The sequence below is a fragment of the Streptomyces sp. adm13(2018) genome (genome assembly GCF_008042145.1).
Classification (GTDB): domain Bacteria; phylum Actinomycetota; class Actinomycetes; order Streptomycetales; family Streptomycetaceae; genus Streptomyces.
The window spans coordinates 446,599-465,034 of sequence record NZ_RDBH01000129.1 but is presented as its reverse complement, the minus strand read 5'-3'; the positions used below and the strand labels follow the sequence as shown (position 1 = coordinate 465,034).

Sequence of the window (18,436 nt, the reverse complement as noted above, 5' to 3'; positions counted from 1 at the left end):
CGGGGGCTCACACCGTCAGGAAGTCCTCCAGGGTCTCCTCCAGGACCTCCGTGCCGTCCCTCGCCCACAGCGCGTCGTTGAAGATCTCCACCTCCACCGGGCCCGTCCAGCCCGCCTTCTCCGTCAGGTCCGTCCAGGCCCGGAGGTCGATCGCGCCGGTGCCCAGGCGGCCGCGGCCGGTCAGGACGCCGGCCGGGAGCGGGGTGGTCCAGTCGGCGAGCTGGAAGGAGTGGATGCGGCCCGCCGCGCCCGCGCGTTCCACCGCCGCCGGGGCCCGGTCGTCCCACCACAGGTGGTACGTGTCCACCACCACGCCCACCTGCTCGGGCGGGAAGTGCTCCGCCACGGCCAGCGCCTGGTCGAGGGTGGAGACCGCGCAGCGGTCGGCGGCGTACATCGGGTGCAGGGGTTCCACGGCCAGGCGGACTCCCCGTTCGCCCGCGTAGGGGGCCAGCTCCCCGATCGCCTCGGTGATCCGGGCCCGGGCCGCGGGCAGGTCCGGGAAGGCCGGGGTGAGGCCGCCGGAGACCAGCACGACCGTGTCCGTGCCGAGCGCCACCGCCTCGTCGATCGCCGCCCGGTTCTCCGCCTCCCAGCCGTCCGAGGTGAAGAACCCGCCGCGGCAGAGGGTGCTGACCGTCAGGCCCGCGTCCCGCACGAGGTCGGCCGCCGCCTCCACCCCGTACTCCCTCACCGGTTCGCGCCACAGTCCCACGGCCGGGATCCCGAGCCGGAGGCAGTGCGCGACGAGGTCGGGCAGGGACAGCTGCCGGACCGTCATCTGGTTGATGCTGAAACGGTCGAGGTTCACCGCAGGCCCCCCTGGACCGCAAGCAGGGAGCGCATCCGCGCCTCGGCGAGCTCCGGGTCCGGGAACAGCCCCAGTCCGTCCGCCAGTTCGTACGCCCGCGCGAGGTGCGGCAGCGAGCGGGCGGAGTGCAGGCCGCCGACCATCGTGAAGTGCTCCTGGTGGCCGGCCAGCCAGGCGAGCAGGACGACTCCCGTCTTGTAGAAGCGGGTCGGCGCCCCGAAGAGGTGCCGGGACAGGGCGACCGTCGGGTCGAGGATCGCGCGGAAGCCGGCCGTGTCGCCCGTGTCCAGGGTCCGTACCGCCTCCGCCGCCAGCGGCGCGAGGGGGTCGAAGACTCCCAGCAGGGCGTGGCTGAAGCCCTGTTCGTCGCCCGCGATCAGCTCCGGGTAGTGGAAGTCGTCGCCCGTGTAGCAGCGCACCCCCTCCGGCAGGCGACGCCGCAGCGCGACCTCGCGCCCGGCGTCCAGGAGCGACACCTTGATGCCGTCGACCTTGTCCGGGTGCGCGGCGATCAGCTCCAGGAAGGTCTCGGTCGCCACGTCCAGGTCGGTCGAGCCCCAGTACCCGTCGAGCGCCGGGTCGAACATCGGGCCCAGCCAGTGCAGGATCACCGGCTCGCCCGCCTGGCGGAGGAGATGCCCGTACAGGTCGAGGTAGTCCTCGGGTCCCGAGGCCGCCGCCGCGAGGGCGCGGGAGGCCATCAGGACGGCCTGCGCGCCGGTCTCCTCGACGAGCGCGAGCTGCTCCTCGTACGCCCCGCGGACCTCCGCCGGGCCCGCGGGGGCGGTGAGCTGGTCCGTGCCGACGCCGCAGGCGATCCGCCCGCCGACGGCCCTGGCCTCCGCCGCGCTGCGGCGGACCAGCTCGGCCGCGCCCGCCCAGTCGAGGCCCATCCCGCGCTGCGCGGTGTCCATGGCCTCGGCGACCCCGAGGCCGTGGGACCAGAGGTGGCGGCGGAAGGCGAGGGTGGCGTCCCAGTCGACGGCGGCGGGCGAGTCGGGGGTGGTGTCGGCGAACGGGTCGGCGACCACGTGGGCGGCGGAGAAGACGGTCCGGGAGGCCAGCGGGCCGACGCCGCCCGGGGCGGCGGGCGCGGCGCGGGGGACGTACTCCCGTACGCCGCCGCCAGGTTGAGGCAGGCGGATCACAGGCCGACCTCCGGGACGTCGAGGCGGCGGCCCTCGGCGGCGGACCGCAGGCCGAGCTCGGCGAGCTGGACCCCGCGGGCCCCGGCGAGCAGGTCCCAGTGGTACGGCTCGTCGAGGACGACGTGCCGCAGGAACAGTTCCCACTGGGCCTTGAAGCCGTTGTCGAACACGGCGTTGTCGGGGACCTCCTGCCACTGGTCGCGGAAGGGCTCGGTCGTCGGGACGTCCGGGTCCCAGACGGGCTTGGGGGTGGCCGAGCGGTGCTGGACGCGGCAGTCGCGCAGTCCGGCGACGGCCGACCCGTGGGTGCCGTCGACCTGGAACTCGACGAGTTCGTCGCGGTGGACGCGGACCGCCCAGGAGGAGTTGATCTGGGCGACGGCGCCGCCCTCCAGCTCGAAGATGCCGTAGGCGGCGTCGTCGGCGGTTGCCTCGTACGGCTTGCCCTGCTCGTCCCAGCGGCGCGGCACGTGGGTGGCGACGTGCGCGGTCACCGAGGTGACCCGGCCGAACAGCTCGTGGAGGACGTACTCCCAGTGCGGGAACATGTCGACGACGATGCCGCCGCCGTCCTGCGCGCGGTAGTTCCAGCTGGGGCGCTGGGCGTCCTGCCAGTCGCCCTCGAAGACCCAGTAGCCGAACTCGCCCCGCACGGACAGGATCTCGCCGAAGAAGCCGCCGTCGACGAGGCGCTTGAGCTTGAGCAGGCCCGGCAGGAAGAGCTTGTCCTGGACGACGCCGTGCTTGACGCCCTTCGCGGTGGCCAGCCGGGCGAGTTCCAGGGCGCCGGCGAGGTCGGCGGCGGTGGGCTTCTCGGTGTAGACGTGCTTGCCGGCGTGCACGGCCCTGGTGATCGCCTCGGCGCGGGCGGAGGTGACCTGGGCGTCGAAGTAGACGTCGACGGTGTCGTCGGCGAGGACGGCGTCGAGGTCGGTGGACCACTCGGTGAGTCCGTGGCGCTCGGCGAGGGCGCGCAGGGCCGGCTCGCGGCGGCCGACGAGGACCGGCTCGGGCCAGAGGGTCTCGCCGTTGCCCAGGTCGAGGCCGCCCTGGGCGCGCAGGGCGAGGATCGAGCGGACGAGGTGCTGGCGGTGGCCCATCCGTCCGGTGACGCCGTTCATGGCGATGCGGACTGTCCTGCGTGTCACGAAAGGTTCCTCTCCCCGGTGTTCCGCGCCTCGATAGAAAGCGCTTTCCATCGGCGTTGACGCTAGCCTGCCGACATCGCCGTCGACAAGGCCCCGGAGGTACGCACACGATGACCGTCACCCTGGCGGACGTGGCCGCCCGCGCCCGGGTCTCGCCCGCCACCGTCTCCCGCGTGCTCAACGGCAACTACCCGGTCGCCGAGTCGACGCGCGAGCGGGTGCTGCGGGCCGTCGACGAGCTGGACTACGTGCTCAACGGGCCCGCGAGCTCCCTCGCCGCCGCCACGTCCGACCTGGTCGGCGTGCTCGTCCACGACATCGCCGACCCGTTCTTCGGGATCATGGCGAGCGCGGCGCAGAGCGCGATCGGGGAGGGCGGATCGGGGCGCGGCGGGGGCGAGAAGCTCGCCGTCGTCTGCAACACCGGCGGCTCCCCCGAGCGCGAGCTGACCTACCTGACCCTGCTCCAGCGGCAGCGGGCCGCGGCCGTGATCCTCATGGGCGGCTCCCTGGAGGACCCCGGGCACCTGGCGGCGACGACCGGGAAGCTGGCGAAGCTGGCGGAGGCGGGGACCCGGGTGGTGCTGTGCGGGCGGCCGCCGGTGGCCGGCGACGCGAACGCGGCGGCGCTGGTCTTCGACCACCGGGGCGGCGCGCGGCGCCTCACCGAGCACCTGCTCGGACTCGGACACCGGCGCATCGGGTACGCGGCCGGCCCGGCCGACCGGACCACGACCCGGCACCGACTGGAAGGCCACCGGGCCGCGCTCGCGGCCGCGGGGGTCACGGAGGGGCCGACGGTCCACGGCGCCTACGACCGCCGGGCCGGGTACGAGGCCACGGCCGGACTCCTCACCCGCGATCCGGACCTCACGGCGGTCGTGGCCGCCAACGACACGGTCGCCCTCGGCGTCTGCGCGGCGCTGCGGGAACGCGGTCTGTCCGTGCCCGGCGACGTGTCGGTGGCGGGCTTCGACGACCTGCCGTTCTCGGTGGACGCGGTGCCGTCGCTGACGACGGTCCACCTGCCGCTGCACGCGGCGGGCACACGGGCGGGCCGCCTCGCGATGGGCACGGAGGACACCCCCGAGGGAGGCCTGGCCCACGTACCCGCGGAGCTGGTGGTACGGGGGTCCACGGGGCGGCCGCGGGGATAGGGCGCCCCCTCCCGACGCACCCTCCTCACGGTGACCGCGGCCGCGGCAGCAGCCGCCGTCACCGGGGTCGGCACCCCCGCCCTCGCCGGACAGGACCGGTACGACGACCGGAAGCTCCGGCGGATCATCGACCGCATGTCCCTCGCGGAGAAGGTCGGCCAGCTCTTCGTGATGCGGGTGTACGGCCACTCGGCCACCGCACCCGACCAGGCGGACGTCGACGCCAACCTCCAGGAGATCGGCGTCCGTACGGCCGCCGAGCTGATCGAGCGATACCACGTGGGCGGAGTCATCTACTTCTCCTGGGCCCACAACACCCGCGACCCGCAGCAGATCGCCGCCCTCTCCAACGGCATCCAGCAGGCCGCGCTCGCCCAGCCCACGCCCGTCCCCGCGCTCATCTCCACCGACCAGGAGCACGGCATCGTCTGCCGGGTGGGCGAGCCCGCCACCCTGCTGCCCGGTGCCATGGCCCTCGGCGCGGGCGGCTCGCACGCGGACGCCCGCCGCGCGGCGCAGATCGCGGGCGCCGAACTGGCGGCCGTCGGGATCCGGCAGAACTACGCCCCGGTCGCCGACGTCAACGTCAACCCGGCCAACCCGGTCATCGGCGTGCGCTCCTTCGGCTCCGACCCGGCGGCGGTCGCCGGTCTGGTCGCCGCCCAGGTCAAGGGGTACCAGCGGGCCGGGGTCGCGGCCACCTCCAAGCACTTCCCGGGGCACGGCGACACCGCCGTCGACAGCCACTACGGGCTGCCGACGATCACCCACACCCGGGCCGAGTGGAGCGCGCTCGACGCCCCGCCGTTCCGGTCCGCGATCGCCGCCGGGATCGACTCGATCATGACCGCGCACATCGTGGTGCCGGCCCTCGACCCGAGCGAGGACCCGGCGACGCTCTCCCGGCCGATCCTCACCGGCATCCTCCGCGAGGAGCTCGGCTACGACGGCGTGGTGGTCACCGACGCGCTCGGCATGGAGGGGGTGCGCACCAAGTACGGCGACGAGCGCGTCCCGGTCCTCGCGCTGAAGGCCGGGGTGGACCAGCTGCTCAACCCGCCGAAGCTGGACGTGGCCTGGAACGCGGTCCTGAGGGCCGTCAGGGAGGGCGAGCTGACGGAGGCCCGGCTCGACGAATCGATCCTGCGGATCCTGCGGCTCAAGTCGAGGCTCGGCCTGTTCCGGAACGCCTACGTCACCCGGGCCGGGGTCGAGCGGGTGGTCGGCAGCGCGGCGCATCTCGCCCAGGCCGACCGGATCGCCGAGGCCACCACGACCCTGCTCGCCAACGAGGGCGGCTTCCTGCCGCTGGACCGGGCCCGCCACCGCTCGGTCCTGGTCGTGGGCGCCGACCCGGCCTCCCCGTCGGGTACGACGGGCCCGCCGACCACGACGCTCGCGACCGCGCTGACGGAGCTGGGGTTCGCCGCGACCGCGCTCTCCACCGGGACCGCGCCGACCACGGCGCGGATCGAGGAGGCGGTGGCGGCGGCGGCCGGGAAGGACGTCGTCGTGGTGGGCACGTACAACGTCACCGCGGCCGGTCCGCAGCGCACGCTCGTGGCGCGGCTCGTCGCGACCGGGGTGCCGGTCGTGACGCTCGCGATCCGCAACCCGTACGACGTGGCCTGGCTCCCCGGCGGGCGGGCCGCGCTCGCCACCTACTCCTGGACCGACGTCGAGCTCCGGGCCGCCGCACGGGTCCTGGCGGGCCGGGCCCGGCCCGGGGGCCGGCTGCCGGTCCCGGTGCAGAGCGCGGACGACCCGGCGAAGGTGCTCTACCCGGTGGGGCACGGTCTGTCGTACCGCCGGAGCGGCTGACGCACGGCGGGGGCGGGGCGTGCCCGGTGGCGCGCCCCGCCCCCGCGCGGGGTCACGGCCGCAGGCCGTGCTCCTTCGTCGCGTCCTCGTCGACCTTCCGGTCGAGGCGCGTGTCGAAGCGGGCCAGCGGCTGCGCCGCCCGGACGGCCGGGGCGGGGACGCCTGCCCAGGCGAGGATGCGGGCGGTGGCCTTGTTCCGCTCGGCCTCGACGAGCCCCTCGACGTTCGCGCCGTGGTTGGCGCCCGGCGCCACGTACACGTAGCTGTCGCGGGCGCTCTTGCCCAGGTGGAACTTCTCGGAGCCCCAGGGGTCGTTGCCGCCGTAGACGAACAGCATCCGGTTCGCGTTCTTGCGGACCCAGTTGTCGACGTCACGCATGGCGTGCGGCTTGAACCTCATCGGGATCTCGCGCGGCACGAAGTTCCGCGCGGGCTGGTAGCCGTAGCGGCTGAGGCCCTTGAGGTGCGGCTGCTCGATGTCGGGCGAGCCGAGTTCGGTCGCCGCCTGGTAGTAGTACGGCGTGTACGGCTCCAGGCCCTGGTCGGTGTAGGCGGACCAGCCGGAGTAGGCGTCGATCGTCTCGTAGACGGTGTCGTCGCTCGCGGTCCTGGCGTCCGGGATCTGGTCGCAGACGTCCTCGCCGTAGTACTGCCAGAAGCCCCACACGAAGTCGAGGACGACGGCCTCGAAGGCCTTGTCCAGGGTGCCGATCGTGTTGAAGGTGGCGCCCTCCGACGCGGCCCACGCCTTGTACTTGGCCTCCAGCGGCGCGCGGCGGAGCAGGGCCTCGCGCTGCATGCCGTTCAGCCGGTCGCGGCACTCCTTGGTGCCGACGGTCGCGAAGAACCGGTCGTAGGCCGAGTCCTCCTTGTTGACCACGTCGTTCGGGGCGACGTAGGCGACGACGCCGTCCATGTCGTTCGGGTAGAAGCGCTCGAAGTACGTGGCGGTCATACCGCCCTTGGAAGCGCCCGTGGAGAGCCACTTCTGGCCGTAGATCTTCTTCAGCGCGGTGAAGATCCGGTGCTGGTCGCTGGCGGCCTGCCAGATGTCGAGCTTGGACCAGTCGGCGGGCTGCGGGCGGGACGGCGTGAAGAAGCGGTACTCCATGGAGACCTGGTTGCCGTCGACGATCCGGGTCGGCTCGGCGCGGCTCGGGGTGGTGCTCAGCGAGTACCCGCTGGTCCGGAAGACCGTCGGGCGGCTCGTGTCCTTGTGGAGGACGGAGATCCGCTGGTCGAACGTGCCGGCCCAGGGGCGCCGGTGGTCGATCGGCTGCTTGTAGTTCAGGACGAAGTAGCGGTAGCCCGCGTACGGCTTCTCCTCGATCAGGCTCATCCCCGGGATCGCCAGGATGCGGTCCTTGATGTCCGCGCTCTGCGAGTCGACGACGGCCGTGCTGTCCTTGTCCGTGTCCGCGGCGGTAGCCACGCCGGTCGGTGCCGCGGTGCCTATGAGCACCGCAAGCGACAGCGCCCATCTCAGCGACTTGCGCATTCACCCTCCTTGGTTCACAACGGTGTCGCGAACCTAGCGGGGTCAACGTGCGGACCGCCAGACCCAGTTGATCCTTACCCTTGGACTTTCCTGTGTCTCAGCACAGGATCCAGCCCACGGACGTACCCCTCCCGGCCACCGAACCGCTCGCCCGGACGCAGCGGTTGAGGGCGTGGACGGTGACGGGGCCTGCCTGCCGCTCGAACCGGCCGGAGTGGACGGCGGGCCGGCCGCCGCGCGGCTGGAGCGAGACGGCCATCGGGCGGCGGACGCCGGGGCGTTTGGCGACGGTGACCGCGCAGGCGTAGTGCCGGGTGCGGTAGAGCCGGAGCTCCCCGGTCGCGAAGGTGATCGTGCGGGCGGGCCGGCCCTGGCAGACGGAGACCGCCTCGGCGGTGCCGGCGCCGGCTCCGGGGACGAGGGTGGCCGGGGTGAGGACCAGCACGAGGGCCGCGAGGAGCGGCGCGAGCACCCGGGTGAGCAGCCGTGGGCCACGTCGTGCGTGCTGCGTGTGCGTGGCCATGCGGTCCCCTCCCGAGTGGATCGGCGTACGGGCGTACGACGCACCCCGCCGCGGAATGGTTGCCTCCGGCTCCCGGCGGGCGAGCGCGGGCGGGGCCCGGGTGCCCGCCCGCGGGAGGGCCGGGGGCTCAGACCCGCTCCGGCTCGCCCTCGTCCGCGGTGTCGCCGATGAAGGCCCGCCACAGGGTCGCGTAGTGGCCGTCCAGGGCGAGGAGCTCCTCGTGGGTGCCGTCCTCCGCGACCCGGCCGTGGTCCATGACGACCACCCGGTCGGCGCGGGCGGCGGTGGTCAGCCGGTGCGCGACGATCAGGGTGGTGCGCCCCCCGGTGCCCTCCGCCGGACGGCCGTCCGACGGCGCCCGGCGGCCGGAGAGCCGGTCGGTGGCCTGGTTGACCTGTGCCTCGGTGGCCAGGTCGAGGGCCGCCGTGGCCTCGTCGAGGAGCAGGATGTCCGGGTCGACGAGTTCGGCGCGGGCGAGGGCGATGAGCTGGCGCTGGCCCGCGGAGAGGTTCCGGCCCCGCTCGGCGACCTCGTGGAGGTAGCCGCCGTCGAGGGTGGCGATCATGTCGTGGGCGCCGACCGCCCGGGCCGCCGCCTCCACCTCCGCGTCGGTCGCCTCGGGACGGCCGTACGCGATGGCGTCGCGGATCGGGCCGGCGAAGAGGTACGCCTCCTGCGGGACGACGCCGAGCCGGTGCCGGTACGAGGTGAGGTCGAGGTCGCGCAGGTCGGTGCCGTCGGCGGTGACCCGGCCGGCCGTCGGGTCGTAGAACCGGGCGACCAGCTTGACCAGGGTCGACTTCCCGGCGCCGGTCTCGCCGACGAACGCGACGGTCTGACCGGCCGGGATGCGCAGGTCGATGCCGGTGAGGGCGGTCTCCTCCTTCGGGGCGCCGTTCTCCCCGCCGTACGCGAAGGACACGTCCTCGAAGGCGATCTCGCCGCGCAGAGACAGCACGTCCAGCGGCGCGGGCGCGGCGGCCGTCGACGTCGGCTCCTGGAGCAGTTCCTGCATCCGCTTGAGCGAGACGGCGGCCTGCTGGTAGCCGTCGAAGACCTGGGAGAGCTGCTGCACGGGGGCGAAGAACAGGTCGATGTAGAGGAGGTAGGCGACCAGCGCGCCGGTGGTGAGCGTGCCGCCGTCGATGCGGTTCGCGCCGACGATCATGACGGCCGCGGCGGCCGCCGAGGAGAGCAGGGTGACGAACGGGAAGTAGATCGAGATCAGCCACTGGCCGCGGACGCGGGCCTCGCGGTAGTCGTCGCTGCGCTCGGCGAACCGGGCCGCTCCGGACTCCTCGCGGCGGAAGGCCTGCACGATCCGGAGGCCGGAGACGGACTCCTGGAGGTCGCCGTTGACGACGCTGATCCGCTCGCGGGCCAGCTCGTACGCCTTCACGCTGGCGCGGCGGAAGAAGTACGTGGCGACCGCGAGGACCGGCAGGGTCGCGAAGACCACCAGGGCGAGCTGGAGGTCGAGCACGAGCAGCGCGACCATGATCCCGAAGAAGGTCACGACCGAGACGAAGGCGGTGACCAGACCGGTCTGGAGGAACGTCGACAGGGCGTCCACGTCGGTGGTCATCCGGGTCATGATCCGGCCGGTCAGCTCGCGCTCGTAGTAGTCGAGGCCGAGCCGCTGGAGCTGGGCGAAGATCTTCAGGCGGAGCGCGTAGAGCACCCGTTCGCCGGTGCGACCGGTCATCCGGGTCTCGGCGGTCTGCGCGACCCACTGCACGAGCACGGTGACCAGGGCGAGCGCGGAGGCCGCCCAGACGGCGCCGATCGCCAGCCGGTTCACCCCCTCGTCGATGCCGTGCCGGATCAGGACCGGCAGGAGCAGGCCCGCGCCGGCGTCGACGGCGACCAGGCCGAGGCTGATGAGCAGCGGAACGCCGAAGCCGCGGAGCAGCCGGCGCAGGCCGTAGCTGTCCTCGGGCGAGACGGCCCGGCCCTCGTCGACGCCGGGGGTGTCGGTGGCGGGCGGCAGGGCCGCGACGGCGGCGAGCAGCTCGGGGGTGGCGCCGGGGGCGTCGCTGTCCCGGCCGGCCGCCTCGTCGCGCACCCACAGGGTGGGGGTGATGCCCCGCTCGGCGTCGAACTCGGCGTCGAGTTCGGCCCGCAGGGTGCGGTCCTCGGGCGGCTCGACCGGGGTGGTGTGGCCCGGGGAGACGGCGCCCAGCTCGTCGGGGTCGGTGAGCAGCCGGCGGAAGAGCGGGGAGCGCTCCTCCAGCTCGGCGTAGGTGCCGAGGTCGGCGAGCCGGCCGCCGTCCAGGACGGCGATGCGGTCGGCGAGGCCGAGGGTGGAGCGGCGGTGGGCGATGAGCAGGGTCGTCCGGCCCGCCATCACCGCCTTCAGGGCCTCGTGGATCTCGTGCTCGACCTTGGCGTCGACGGCGGAGGTGGCGTCGTCGAGGAGGAGGAGCCGCGGGTCGGTGAGGATCGCGCGGGCCAGGGCGACGCGCTGGCGCTGGCCGCCGGAGAGGGTGAGTCCGTGCTCGCCGACCTTGGTGTCGTACCCCTCGGGCAGCTCGGCGATGAAGCGGTCCGCCTGGGCGGCGCGGGCCGCGGCCTCGATCTGGTCCTGGGTGGCGTCCGGGAGGCCGTAGGCGATGTTGGCGCGGACCGTGTCGGAGAAGAGGAAGGAGTCCTCGGGGACGAGGCCGATCGCGGCGCGCAGCGAGTCCAGGGTGAGCTCGCGGACGTCGTGGCCGCCGACGAGGACGGCGCCGTGGTCGACGTCGTAGAAGCGCGGGAGGAGGAGGGAGAGGGTGGACTTGCCGGAGCCGGAGGCGCCGACGACGGCGACGGTCTCGCCGGCCCCGATCTCCAGCGAGAAGCCGTCGAGGACGGGGCTGGTCCGGCCGTCCGCGGTCGCGTAGGCGAAGGACACGTCGTCGAACTCGACGGTGGCGGGCGCGTCGGCGGGCAGCTCCTTGGGGCCGTCCGTGACGAGCGGCTCGGTGTCGACGAGGTCGAGGACCCGCTCGACGCCGGCCCGGGCCTGCTGGGCGACGGTGAGGACCATGGCGAGCATGCGGACCGGGCCGACGAGGGAGGCCAGGTAGGCGGAGAAGGCGACGAAGGTGCCGAGGGTGATCTGGCCGCGGTAGGCGAGCCAGCCGCCCAGGGCGAGGACGGCGACCTGGCCGAGGGCGGGGACGGCCTGGAGCGCCGGGGTGTAGCGCGCGTTCAGCCGGACGGTCCGCAGCCGGCCGGCGAACAGCTTCCGCCCGGCCTCGCGGATCTTGCCGGTCTCCTGGTCCTCCTGGCCGAAGCCCTTCACGACCCGGACGCCGCTCACGGCACCGTCGACGACCCCGGCGACGACGGCGGCCTGCTGCTGGGCGTGCCAGGTGGCGGGGTGCAGGCGGGTGCGGCTGCGCTTGGCGATGACCCAGAGGGCGGGCGCGACGGCGAGCGCGACGAGGGTGAGCGGCAGCGACAGCCAGGCCATGACGCCCAGCGAGATGAGGAAGAGGAGGACGTTCCCGATGGTCATCGGGAGCATGAACAGCAGGCCCTGGATGAGCTGGAGGTCGCTGGTGGCCCGCCCGATGACCTGTCCGGTGGACAGTTCGTCCTGCCGCCGCCCGTCGAGCCGGGTGATGGTGGCGTACATGTCGGTGCGCAGGTCGTGCTGGACGTCGAGGGCGAGGCGGCCGCCGTAGTACCGGCGGACGTAGGTGAGCGCGTAGACGAGGATCGCGGCCCCGACGAGGAGGCCGGTCCAGACGGCGAGGTCCCGGGTCTTCGTCCCGATGACGTCGTCGATGATCACCTTGGTGACCAGCGGGACGAGGGCGAGGACGGCCATGCCGGCCAGCGAGGACCCGAGCGCGAGCAGGGTGTTCGCCTTGTACCGCCAGGCGTACCCGGCGAGCCTGCGCGCCCAGCCCTGTTGTTTCTCCCCGACCGCCGCCACGAGTGGCCTCCCGTTCCGTGCTGCTCTACCGGAAGGCCCAACACGGCTGGGCTGCGATTTCATCCCGCCGCAACAAACCGGGGCGCGGGTGCCTCCGCGGGTCCCGGGGTGCGGGAAGGGGTGCGGTGGTGGGTAGGGAACCCGGCGGGCCGTCCTCGGGCGGCCCCGGGTGTCCGGGAGAAGAGGTGGTACGTGGCGCGGGTCGAGGACGGGATGCCGTACGCGTGGGGCCAGCTGTACGCGGCGCTGCACGCGGTCGGGGGGCTTGCCAGGGCCGGGCGGGTGGAGCCCGCGGAGGCCCGGCAGCTGGAGCGGACGGCGGGCAACCCGCGCAACGTCTGCTGGCAGCTCCTGGGCGAGGCCGGGCAGCAGGCCTTCCTGGCGCGGGAGCGCGGCGGGGTGGTCGCCGAGGCGGCCGCGGCCGTGATGGCCGACGCGGTCCGGCTGCTGCCGGCGCGGCGGGTGTCCCGGGACGGGCTGCGGCAGGACGAGGCGGCGGCGTTCCGGCAGGGGTACGAGGAGCGGCTCGGCGCCTACCGGAAGGAGTGGGAGGGGATCGTGGGGTGACCGGCCCGGCTCGGCCCGATCCGGTCAGGATCGGATCGGGCCGGACCGCCGGGGGCCGCCGGGGGTGCGCCGGTCAGAGGTGCGTCGGCTCGAACATCCTGAGGAGGGCGGGGAGGACGACGACCGAGGGGCCGGGGGCGGCGAGCGCCTTCGCGAGGTCCGCCGCCAGGTCCTCCGGGGTCGTCGCGGTCGCCGGGACGCCGAAGGACTCCGCGAGGGCCACGAAGTCCGGCCGGGACAGCTCCGTGCCCGTCGCCTCGCCGAACGCGCCGGTCATGTACTCGCGCAGGATGCCGTAGCCGCCGTCGTCGACGATCAGCCAGGTCACGTCGAGGCCGTACTGCTTCGCCGTCGCCAGCTCGGCGATCGAGTACATCGCGCCGCCGTCGCCGGAGACCGCGAGCACCGGCCCGCTCGGGTCGGCCGCCGCCGCGCCGAGCGCCGCGGGGAAGGCATAGCCGAGGCCGCCCGCGCCCTGCGCGGAGTGCATCGTGTTCGGGTGCCGGGCGTCGAAGGCCGACCACGCCCAGTACGCCAGGATCGTCATGTCCCAGAAGCTCGGGGAGCGCTCGGGGAGCGCCTGCCGCACCGCCGCGACGATCCGCTGCTCCAGGTCCAGGCCCTGCGCCGCGATCCGGTCGCGGACCTTCTTCAGGACGGCCGCGACCCGCTCGGGGGCGGTGGCGTCCCGGCGCTCCCCCACCGTCTCCAGGAGGGCCTGGAGGGCGAGGCGGGCGTCCGCGTGGATGCCGAGCGCCGGGTGGTTGGACTCCAGCTTCCCGGCGTCCGCCTCGATCTGGATCACCCGGCCGCGGGGCGCGAACGTGTGGTAGTTCGAGGACAGCTCGCCGAGTCCGGAGCCGATGACGAGCAGCACGTCGGCGTCCTCCAGGAAGTCGGTGGTGTGCCGGTCCTCCAGCCAGGACTGGAGCGACAGCGGGTGCTCCCAGGGGAAGGCGCCCTTGCCGCCGAAGGTCGTCACGACGGGGATGTCGAGCCGCTCGGCGAGTGCCAGGAGCTTGCCCGAGGCGTCGGAGCGGACGACCCCGCCGCCCGCGATGATCGCCGGGCGTTCGGCGTGCGACAGGAGGTGCGCGGCGACCGCCGTCAGCTCGGGGCGCGGGGCGATGTCCTCGGGCGTGGCGTCCATGGCCGTCACCACCGGCAGGATGGTCTCGGCGAGGAGCACGTCCTGCGGGATCTCGACCCAGACGGGGCCGTGCGGGGCGGTGAGGGCCGACTCCCAGGCCGCGGCGACGGCGGACGGGATCTGGGACTGCGTACGGACCGGGTGGACGGACTTCACGACGTCCCGGAACGAGGCCTGCTGGTCGCGCAGCTCGTGGAGGTAGCCGTGCCGGCCGCCGCCGAGGCCGGCCGCCGGGATCTGGCTGCCGATCGCGAGGACGGGCGCGGAGGCGGCGGCGGCCTCCTGGAGCGCGGCGAGCGACATGAGGGCGCCGGGGCCGGTGGAGAGCAGCAGCGGGGCCGCCTCGCCGGTGATCCGGCCGTAGGCGTCGGCGGCGAAGCCCGCGTTGTTCTCGACGCGGAGACCCACGTACCGCAGGGAGGAGCGGCGCAGGGCGTCGAACATGCCGAGGGCGTGCTGGCCGGGGAGGCCGAAGACGGTGGTGGCGCCGAGGCCGGTGAGGGTCTCGACGACGAGGTCGCCGCCGTTCCGCCCGGCGGGCGGGTCGAGCGCGGCGGTCGTCTGGGCGGCGGTCGGGCGCAGGACCAGGTCGTGGTCGTGGGTCATGGGGGTCCCTTCAGGTTGTGGGCAGGCGTTCCGCAGGGCGGAACGGGTGGGCACGACCCGACGACCGGGCCGCACCCACCCCGCACCTGAGCCCGCTACGGCCTGGGAGGTTACTTCGCGCCGGAGGCGCGGCTCTCGGCGATCTGGCGGGACATGATCGTCGTCAGCTCGTACGCGGTGTGGGAGGCGGCGACCGCGGTGATCTCGGCGTGGTCGTAGGCCGGGGCGACCTCGACGACGTCCGCCGACACCAGGTTGCAGGAGGAGAGGCCCCGGAGGATCTCCAGGAGTTCGCGGGAGGTCATGCCGCCCGCCTCCGGGGTGCCCGTGCCGGGCGCGTGGGCCGGGTCGAGGCAGTCGATGTCGATGGAGATGTAGAGCGGGCGGTCGCCGATGCGCTGGCGGAGCTGGTCGGCGACCTCGTCGGCGCCGCGGCGGTAGATGTCGGCCGAGGTGACGATGCCGAAGCCCATCTTCTCGTCGTCGGTGAGGTCCTGCTTGCCGTACAGCGGGCCGCGGGTGCCGACGTGGGAGAGCGCCTCGGTGTCGAGGATGCCCTCCTCGACGGCGCGGCGGAACGGGGTGCCGTGGGTGTACTCGGCGCCGAAGTACGTGTCCCAGGTGTCGAGGTGCGCGTCGAAGTGGAGCAGGGCGACGGGGCCGTGCTTCTTGGCGACGGAGCGGAGCAGGGGCAGCGCGATGGTGTGGTCGCCGCCGAGGGTCATCATGCGGGCGCCGGAGTTCAGCAGGTCGTCCGCCGCGGCCTCGATGGTCTCGACGGCCTCGTTGATGTTGAACGGGTTGGCGGCGATGTCGCCGGCGTCCGCGACCTGGGCGAGGGCGAACGGGGAGGCGTCCTGCGCCGGGTTGTAGGGGCGCAGGAGGCGGGACGCCTCGCGGATGGCGTTGCCGCCGAAGCGGGCGCCGGGGCGGTAGGAGACGCCGCTGTCGAAGGGGACGCCGACCACGGCGATGTCGGCGGTGCCGACCTCGTCGAGCCGCGGCAGCCGGGCGAACGTCGCGGGACCGGCGTACCGCGGGATGCGGGACGAGTCGATCGGGCCGCGCGGGGTGTTCTGGTCGCTGCTGCTCATGGTCGGGTCCTCCTGGGTGTTTCGGTGGGGGTCCGGCCGGGGCCCGGGTGGGGCCCCGGCCGGGGGTCTCGGTGCGTCAGCCGGTCGCGGCGGCCGGCACGGTCTCCGGCGTCGCGTCGGCCTCGGGGGTCTCCCGGCCCGCGAGGCGGGCGCGCCAGTGCGCGAGCACGGCGGCGTCCGTCGGGCGGGTCGCCAGGGAAACGATCACATAAGCGGCGAGAGACGCCAACAAACCATAGTAAACAGGCTCATTTGCGAGGATTCCGTAAGCCCACATCAGGCCAATGACGGCCAGTCCGCCGACGGCGACCGCGGCGAGCGCGCCCTGGACCGTGCCGCGGCGCCAGAGCAGCCCGCCGAGGATCGGCACGAGGAGCCCGCCGACCAGCAGGTTGTAGGCGACGGTGAGGGCCTGGACGACGTCGTTGAGGGCGATGGCGATGAGGATGACGGCGACGCCCATGATCAGGATGAAGGCGCGGTTGCCCCGCACCTCGTCGTGGTCGTCCGCCGCGGCGCCGCCGGATCCGCCCCGCAGCCGCGACCAGATGTCGTTGTTGGCGACGGTGGCGCAGGCGATCAGCGCGCCGGAGGAGGTCGACATGACGGCGGCGAGGGCGGCGGCGAGGACGAGGCCCCGGACGCCCATCGGCAGCTCGTCCTTGACGATGGTGGCGAAGGCGTCGTCCGCGCTGGGCAGCTTCGGGTAGAGCACCTTCGCCGCGGTGCCGATGACGGCTCCGGCGAGGGCGTAGGCGAGGCAGTAGGTGCCGGCGACGGTGCCGCCCCAGCGGGCGACCTTGTCGGTGCGCGCGGTGAAGACCCGCTGCCAGATGTCCTGGCCGATGAGCATGCCGAAGGTGTAGATCAGCACGTACGTGAAGATCGTCTCGCCGCCGATGCCGAGGGGCTCGAAGTACGAGGTGGGCAGCGCGGCCCTCATCCCGGCGAAGCCGCCCGCCTTGACGACGGCGATCGGCAGCAGCAGGAGCAGCACGCCGATGGTCTTCACCACGAACTGCACCATGTCGGTGAGGGTGATCGACCACATGCCGCCGAGCGTCGAGTAGGCGACGACGATGGTGCCGCCGAGGACGATCGCGAGGGTCCTCGGCAGGTCGAAGAGGACGTCGAAGATCGTGGCGTAGGCGATGGTCGAGGTGACCGCGAGCATCAGCGTGTACGCCCACATGACGACGCCCGAGATGACGCCGGCCCGGCCGCCGTAGCGCAGGTCGAGCATCTCGGAGACGGTGTAGACCTTCAGCCGGGCGATCCGGGCGGAGAAGAACACGCTCAGCGCGAGCAGGCCGAGGCCGATGGCGAAGACCATCCAGGCACCCGAGAGGCCGTACTTGTAGCCGAGGCCGACCCCGCCGATGGTCGAGGCGCCGCCGAGGACGATGGCGGCCATCGTGCCGGAGTACATCCAGGGCCCGAGGCGGCGGCCCGCGACCAGGAACTCGCTCTTGGACCGGGCCCGGCGCATGCCCCACCAGCCCATCGCGAGCATGCCGGCCAGGTACAGGGCTATCACTGCGTAGTCGACGGCCATGCGGCCTCCTTCGTTCACCTCGGTGGCGTGTCGTGCAGGGGAGTGACCGGAAGCTGGTCGCGGGGACATCCGCCCGTACCCGCGGCCTCCGGATGCCATGACAGTAGGTGGCCGGAAAGCGACGTTGAAGTGTACGTTTCCTCCACTGACCGGGCGGGGGATGTACGAAGGATCCATGGCCATGACCTCCGCCGAGCCCGCCCCCACCCCGCCCGCGCCGCCCGTCCCGCTGACCGCGCTGCTCGCCCGGCGGGACCTCGGGCTGCGGCTGCTCGCCGGGCCGGAGGACGTCCCGGTCCACTGGGTGCACACCTCGGAGATGGCCGACCCGTACCCGTACCTCCTCGGCGGCGAACTCCTCATGACGGCGGGGGTGCTGCTCGCCGACCCGGCGCACTACGTGGCACGGGTGGTGGAGGCGGGGGCGGCGGCGCTCGCCTTCGGCGTGACCCCGGTGTACGACACGGTCCCGGCGGAACTCGTCGAGGCCTGCGCCCGGCACGGGCTGCCGCTGGTCGAGGTGCCGCCGAGGACCCCGTTCACGGCGGTGGCGCGGGCGCTGTGGCGGCTGATGGCGGAGGCCCGGCTGCACGAGCTGCGCCGCGTGACGGAGGCGCAGCGGTCCCTGGCGGCCGCCGCCGCCCGGCCGGCCCCCGTCCCGGCGGTGCTCGGCGCGCTCGCCTCCCGGCTCGGCGGGCGGGCGGCGCTCTTCGGGCCGGACGGCACGGAATCGGCGGCGGCCGGCCGGGAGATCCCGGCGGAGGCGGCCCGGGCCCTGCGGGACCTCGTGAGGGTCCTGGGGCCGCGTGCCGGGCAGGGCCCCGACGGCCGGGCCGGATCAGCGGGCCGGGAGCCCGGGCCGTCCGTCGAGGCCCTGCCCAAGGGCCCCGCCTCGGCGAGCGGCGACGGTGGCGGACTCCGGCTGGCCGCGTACGCGCTCGGCGGCGGCGAGGGGCTGGCGCTCGGGGTGGCGACGGAGCGGCGCGGGCCCGGGGACCACACGATCGCGGGGGTCGCGGTCGTCCTGCTGTCCCTGCTGACGGCCCCGCACCGGGGCGCGGACGCGGCCGTACGGGACGGGGCCCTGGTCCGGCTGCTGCTGGGCGCGGCCCCGGCGGAGATCGCGGGCACCCTGGGCCCGGGCCCGTGGACGGTGGTCCACGCGCGGGGCGGCGACGGCACCCCGTTCGCGGCGGCCTCACTGGCGGCGGCGCTGGGGACGCCGCTGGTGGACGCGGGCGGTGGCGGACCAGGGGCGCGCGGGTGGCCTCCGCCCGGCGCAGGGCGCGGGCCGCCTGCGCGTCGGCCGCGGCGAGTTCGTCGGCCGCGGCGGGCGCGGCGACCCCGAGGGTCCAGCCGGGCTGCTCGGTGACGGGCGTGGAGGCGGGCAGCAGCAGGCGGGACGGCCACGGGGGTGCCGTCCCGCCCGCCGC

The 18,436-nt window shown here is 74.2% G+C and carries 12 protein-coding genes and 1 pseudogene; 4 read left to right on the top strand and 9 right to left on the bottom strand.

Features of this window, described 5'->3' with window-relative positions; all coding sequences use genetic code 11:
• Window positions 1-7 precede the first annotated feature (7 nt).
• The 3 genes from EAO70_RS18745 to EAO70_RS18735 are packed head-to-tail and all read right to left on the bottom strand — an operon-like array spanning window position 8 to window position 3,107.
• Window positions 8-811 carry a sugar phosphate isomerase/epimerase family protein gene (locus EAO70_RS18745; protein WP_261992937.1) on the bottom strand — a complete coding sequence of 268 codons (804 nt, stop codon included), beginning with the start codon at window positions 809-811 and terminating at the stop codon, window positions 8-10.
• The gene (locus tag EAO70_RS18740; protein WP_148004066.1) at window positions 808-1,959 is read right to left on the bottom strand and encodes a dihydrodipicolinate synthase family protein; all 1,152 of its coding nucleotides are present in this window, start codon (window positions 1,957-1,959) and stop codon (window positions 808-810) included. The genes EAO70_RS18745 and EAO70_RS18740 overlap by 4 nt, the downstream gene beginning before the upstream one ends.
• Window positions 1,956-3,107: a Gfo/Idh/MocA family protein gene (locus EAO70_RS18735; protein WP_148004065.1), complete on the bottom strand. Its 1,152-nt coding sequence runs from the start codon at window positions 3,105-3,107 to the stop codon at window positions 1,956-1,958. Before EAO70_RS18735 ends, EAO70_RS18740 begins: the two co-directional genes overlap by 4 nt.
• A gap of 110 nt (window positions 3,108-3,217) precedes the next feature.
• Here EAO70_RS18735 and EAO70_RS18730 point away from each other — a divergent pair, with 110 nt between their 5' ends.
• Window positions 3,218-4,264: a LacI family DNA-binding transcriptional regulator gene (locus tag EAO70_RS18730; RefSeq protein WP_148004064.1), complete on the top strand. Its 1,047-nt coding sequence runs from the start codon at window positions 3,218-3,220 to the stop codon at window positions 4,262-4,264.
• A 30-nt stretch (window positions 4,265-4,294) separates the two neighbouring features.
• Entirely contained in the window at window positions 4,295-6,085 is a 1,791-nt protein-coding gene (locus EAO70_RS18725; protein ID WP_148004063.1) for a glycoside hydrolase family 3 protein, read from the top strand.
• Between the two features lie 52 nt (window positions 6,086-6,137).
• On the opposite strand, the gene EAO70_RS18720 is transcribed toward EAO70_RS18725, so the two are convergent.
• The 3 genes from EAO70_RS18720 to EAO70_RS18710 form a co-directional block, all read right to left on the bottom strand.
• Window positions 6,138-7,583 carry a S28 family serine protease gene (locus EAO70_RS18720; protein ID WP_148004062.1) on the bottom strand — a complete coding sequence of 482 codons (1,446 nt, stop codon included), beginning with the start codon at window positions 7,581-7,583 and terminating at the stop codon, window positions 6,138-6,140.
• 97 nt (window positions 7,584-7,680) lie between these two features.
• Window positions 7,681-8,106, bottom strand: coding sequence for a hypothetical protein (locus EAO70_RS18715; protein WP_261992936.1), 426 nt, complete (start codon window positions 8,104-8,106; stop codon window positions 7,681-7,683).
• 127 nt (window positions 8,107-8,233) lie between these two features.
• Window positions 8,234-12,031 (bottom strand): ABC transporter ATP-binding protein, encoded by a 3,798-nt coding sequence (locus tag EAO70_RS18710; protein ID WP_148004061.1) that lies wholly within the window; start codon window positions 12,029-12,031, stop codon window positions 8,234-8,236.
• Between the two features lie 192 nt (window positions 12,032-12,223).
• On the opposite strand from EAO70_RS18710, the gene EAO70_RS18705 reads away from it, so the two are divergent.
• Window positions 12,224-12,598 carry a hypothetical protein gene (locus EAO70_RS18705; RefSeq protein ID WP_148004060.1) on the top strand — a complete coding sequence of 125 codons (375 nt, stop codon included), beginning with the start codon at window positions 12,224-12,226 and terminating at the stop codon, window positions 12,596-12,598.
• A gap of 73 nt (window positions 12,599-12,671) precedes the next feature.
• On the opposite strand, the gene EAO70_RS18700 is transcribed toward EAO70_RS18705, so the two are convergent.
• From EAO70_RS18700 to EAO70_RS18690, 3 genes are all read right to left on the bottom strand, one after another.
• Window positions 12,672-14,354: a thiamine pyrophosphate-binding protein gene (locus tag EAO70_RS18700; RefSeq protein WP_148004059.1), complete on the bottom strand. Its 1,683-nt coding sequence runs from the start codon at window positions 14,352-14,354 to the stop codon at window positions 12,672-12,674.
• A gap of 110 nt (window positions 14,355-14,464) precedes the next feature.
• Window positions 14,465-15,448: an agmatinase gene (speB, locus tag EAO70_RS18695; RefSeq protein WP_148004058.1), complete on the bottom strand. Its 984-nt coding sequence runs from the start codon at window positions 15,446-15,448 to the stop codon at window positions 14,465-14,467.
• A gap of 76 nt (window positions 15,449-15,524) precedes the next feature.
• Window positions 15,525-17,003 carry a sodium:solute symporter gene (locus EAO70_RS18690; protein WP_148004057.1) on the bottom strand — a complete coding sequence of 493 codons (1,479 nt, stop codon included), beginning with the start codon at window positions 17,001-17,003 and terminating at the stop codon, window positions 15,525-15,527.
• 27 nt (window positions 17,004-17,030) lie between these two features.
• Here EAO70_RS18690 and EAO70_RS18685 point away from each other — a divergent pair.
• Window positions 17,031-18,243 (top strand): annotated as a pseudogene (locus tag EAO70_RS18685) (PucR family transcriptional regulator ligand-binding domain-containing protein); the annotation flags it as partial.
• Window positions 18,244-18,436 lie beyond the last annotated feature (193 nt).

Coding starts and splice junctions, on each gene's coding strand:
- EAO70_RS18715 (WP_261992936.1), bottom strand. CDS start 8,106: ATGGCCACGCACACGCAGCACGCACGACGTGGCCCACGGCTGCTCACC.
- EAO70_RS18700 (WP_148004059.1), bottom strand. CDS start 14,354: ATGACCCACGACCACGACCTGGTCCTGCGCCCGACCGCCGCCCAGACG.
- EAO70_RS18720 (WP_148004062.1), bottom strand. CDS start 7,583: ATGCGCAAGTCGCTGAGATGGGCGCTGTCGCTTGCGGTGCTCATAGGC.
- EAO70_RS18730 (WP_148004064.1), top strand. CDS start 3,218: ATGACCGTCACCCTGGCGGACGTGGCCGCCCGCGCCCGGGTCTCGCCC.
- speB (WP_148004058.1), bottom strand. CDS start 15,448: ATGAGCAGCAGCGACCAGAACACCCCGCGCGGCCCGATCGACTCGTCC.
- EAO70_RS18690 (WP_148004057.1), bottom strand. CDS start 17,003: ATGGCCGTCGACTACGCAGTGATAGCCCTGTACCTGGCCGGCATGCTC.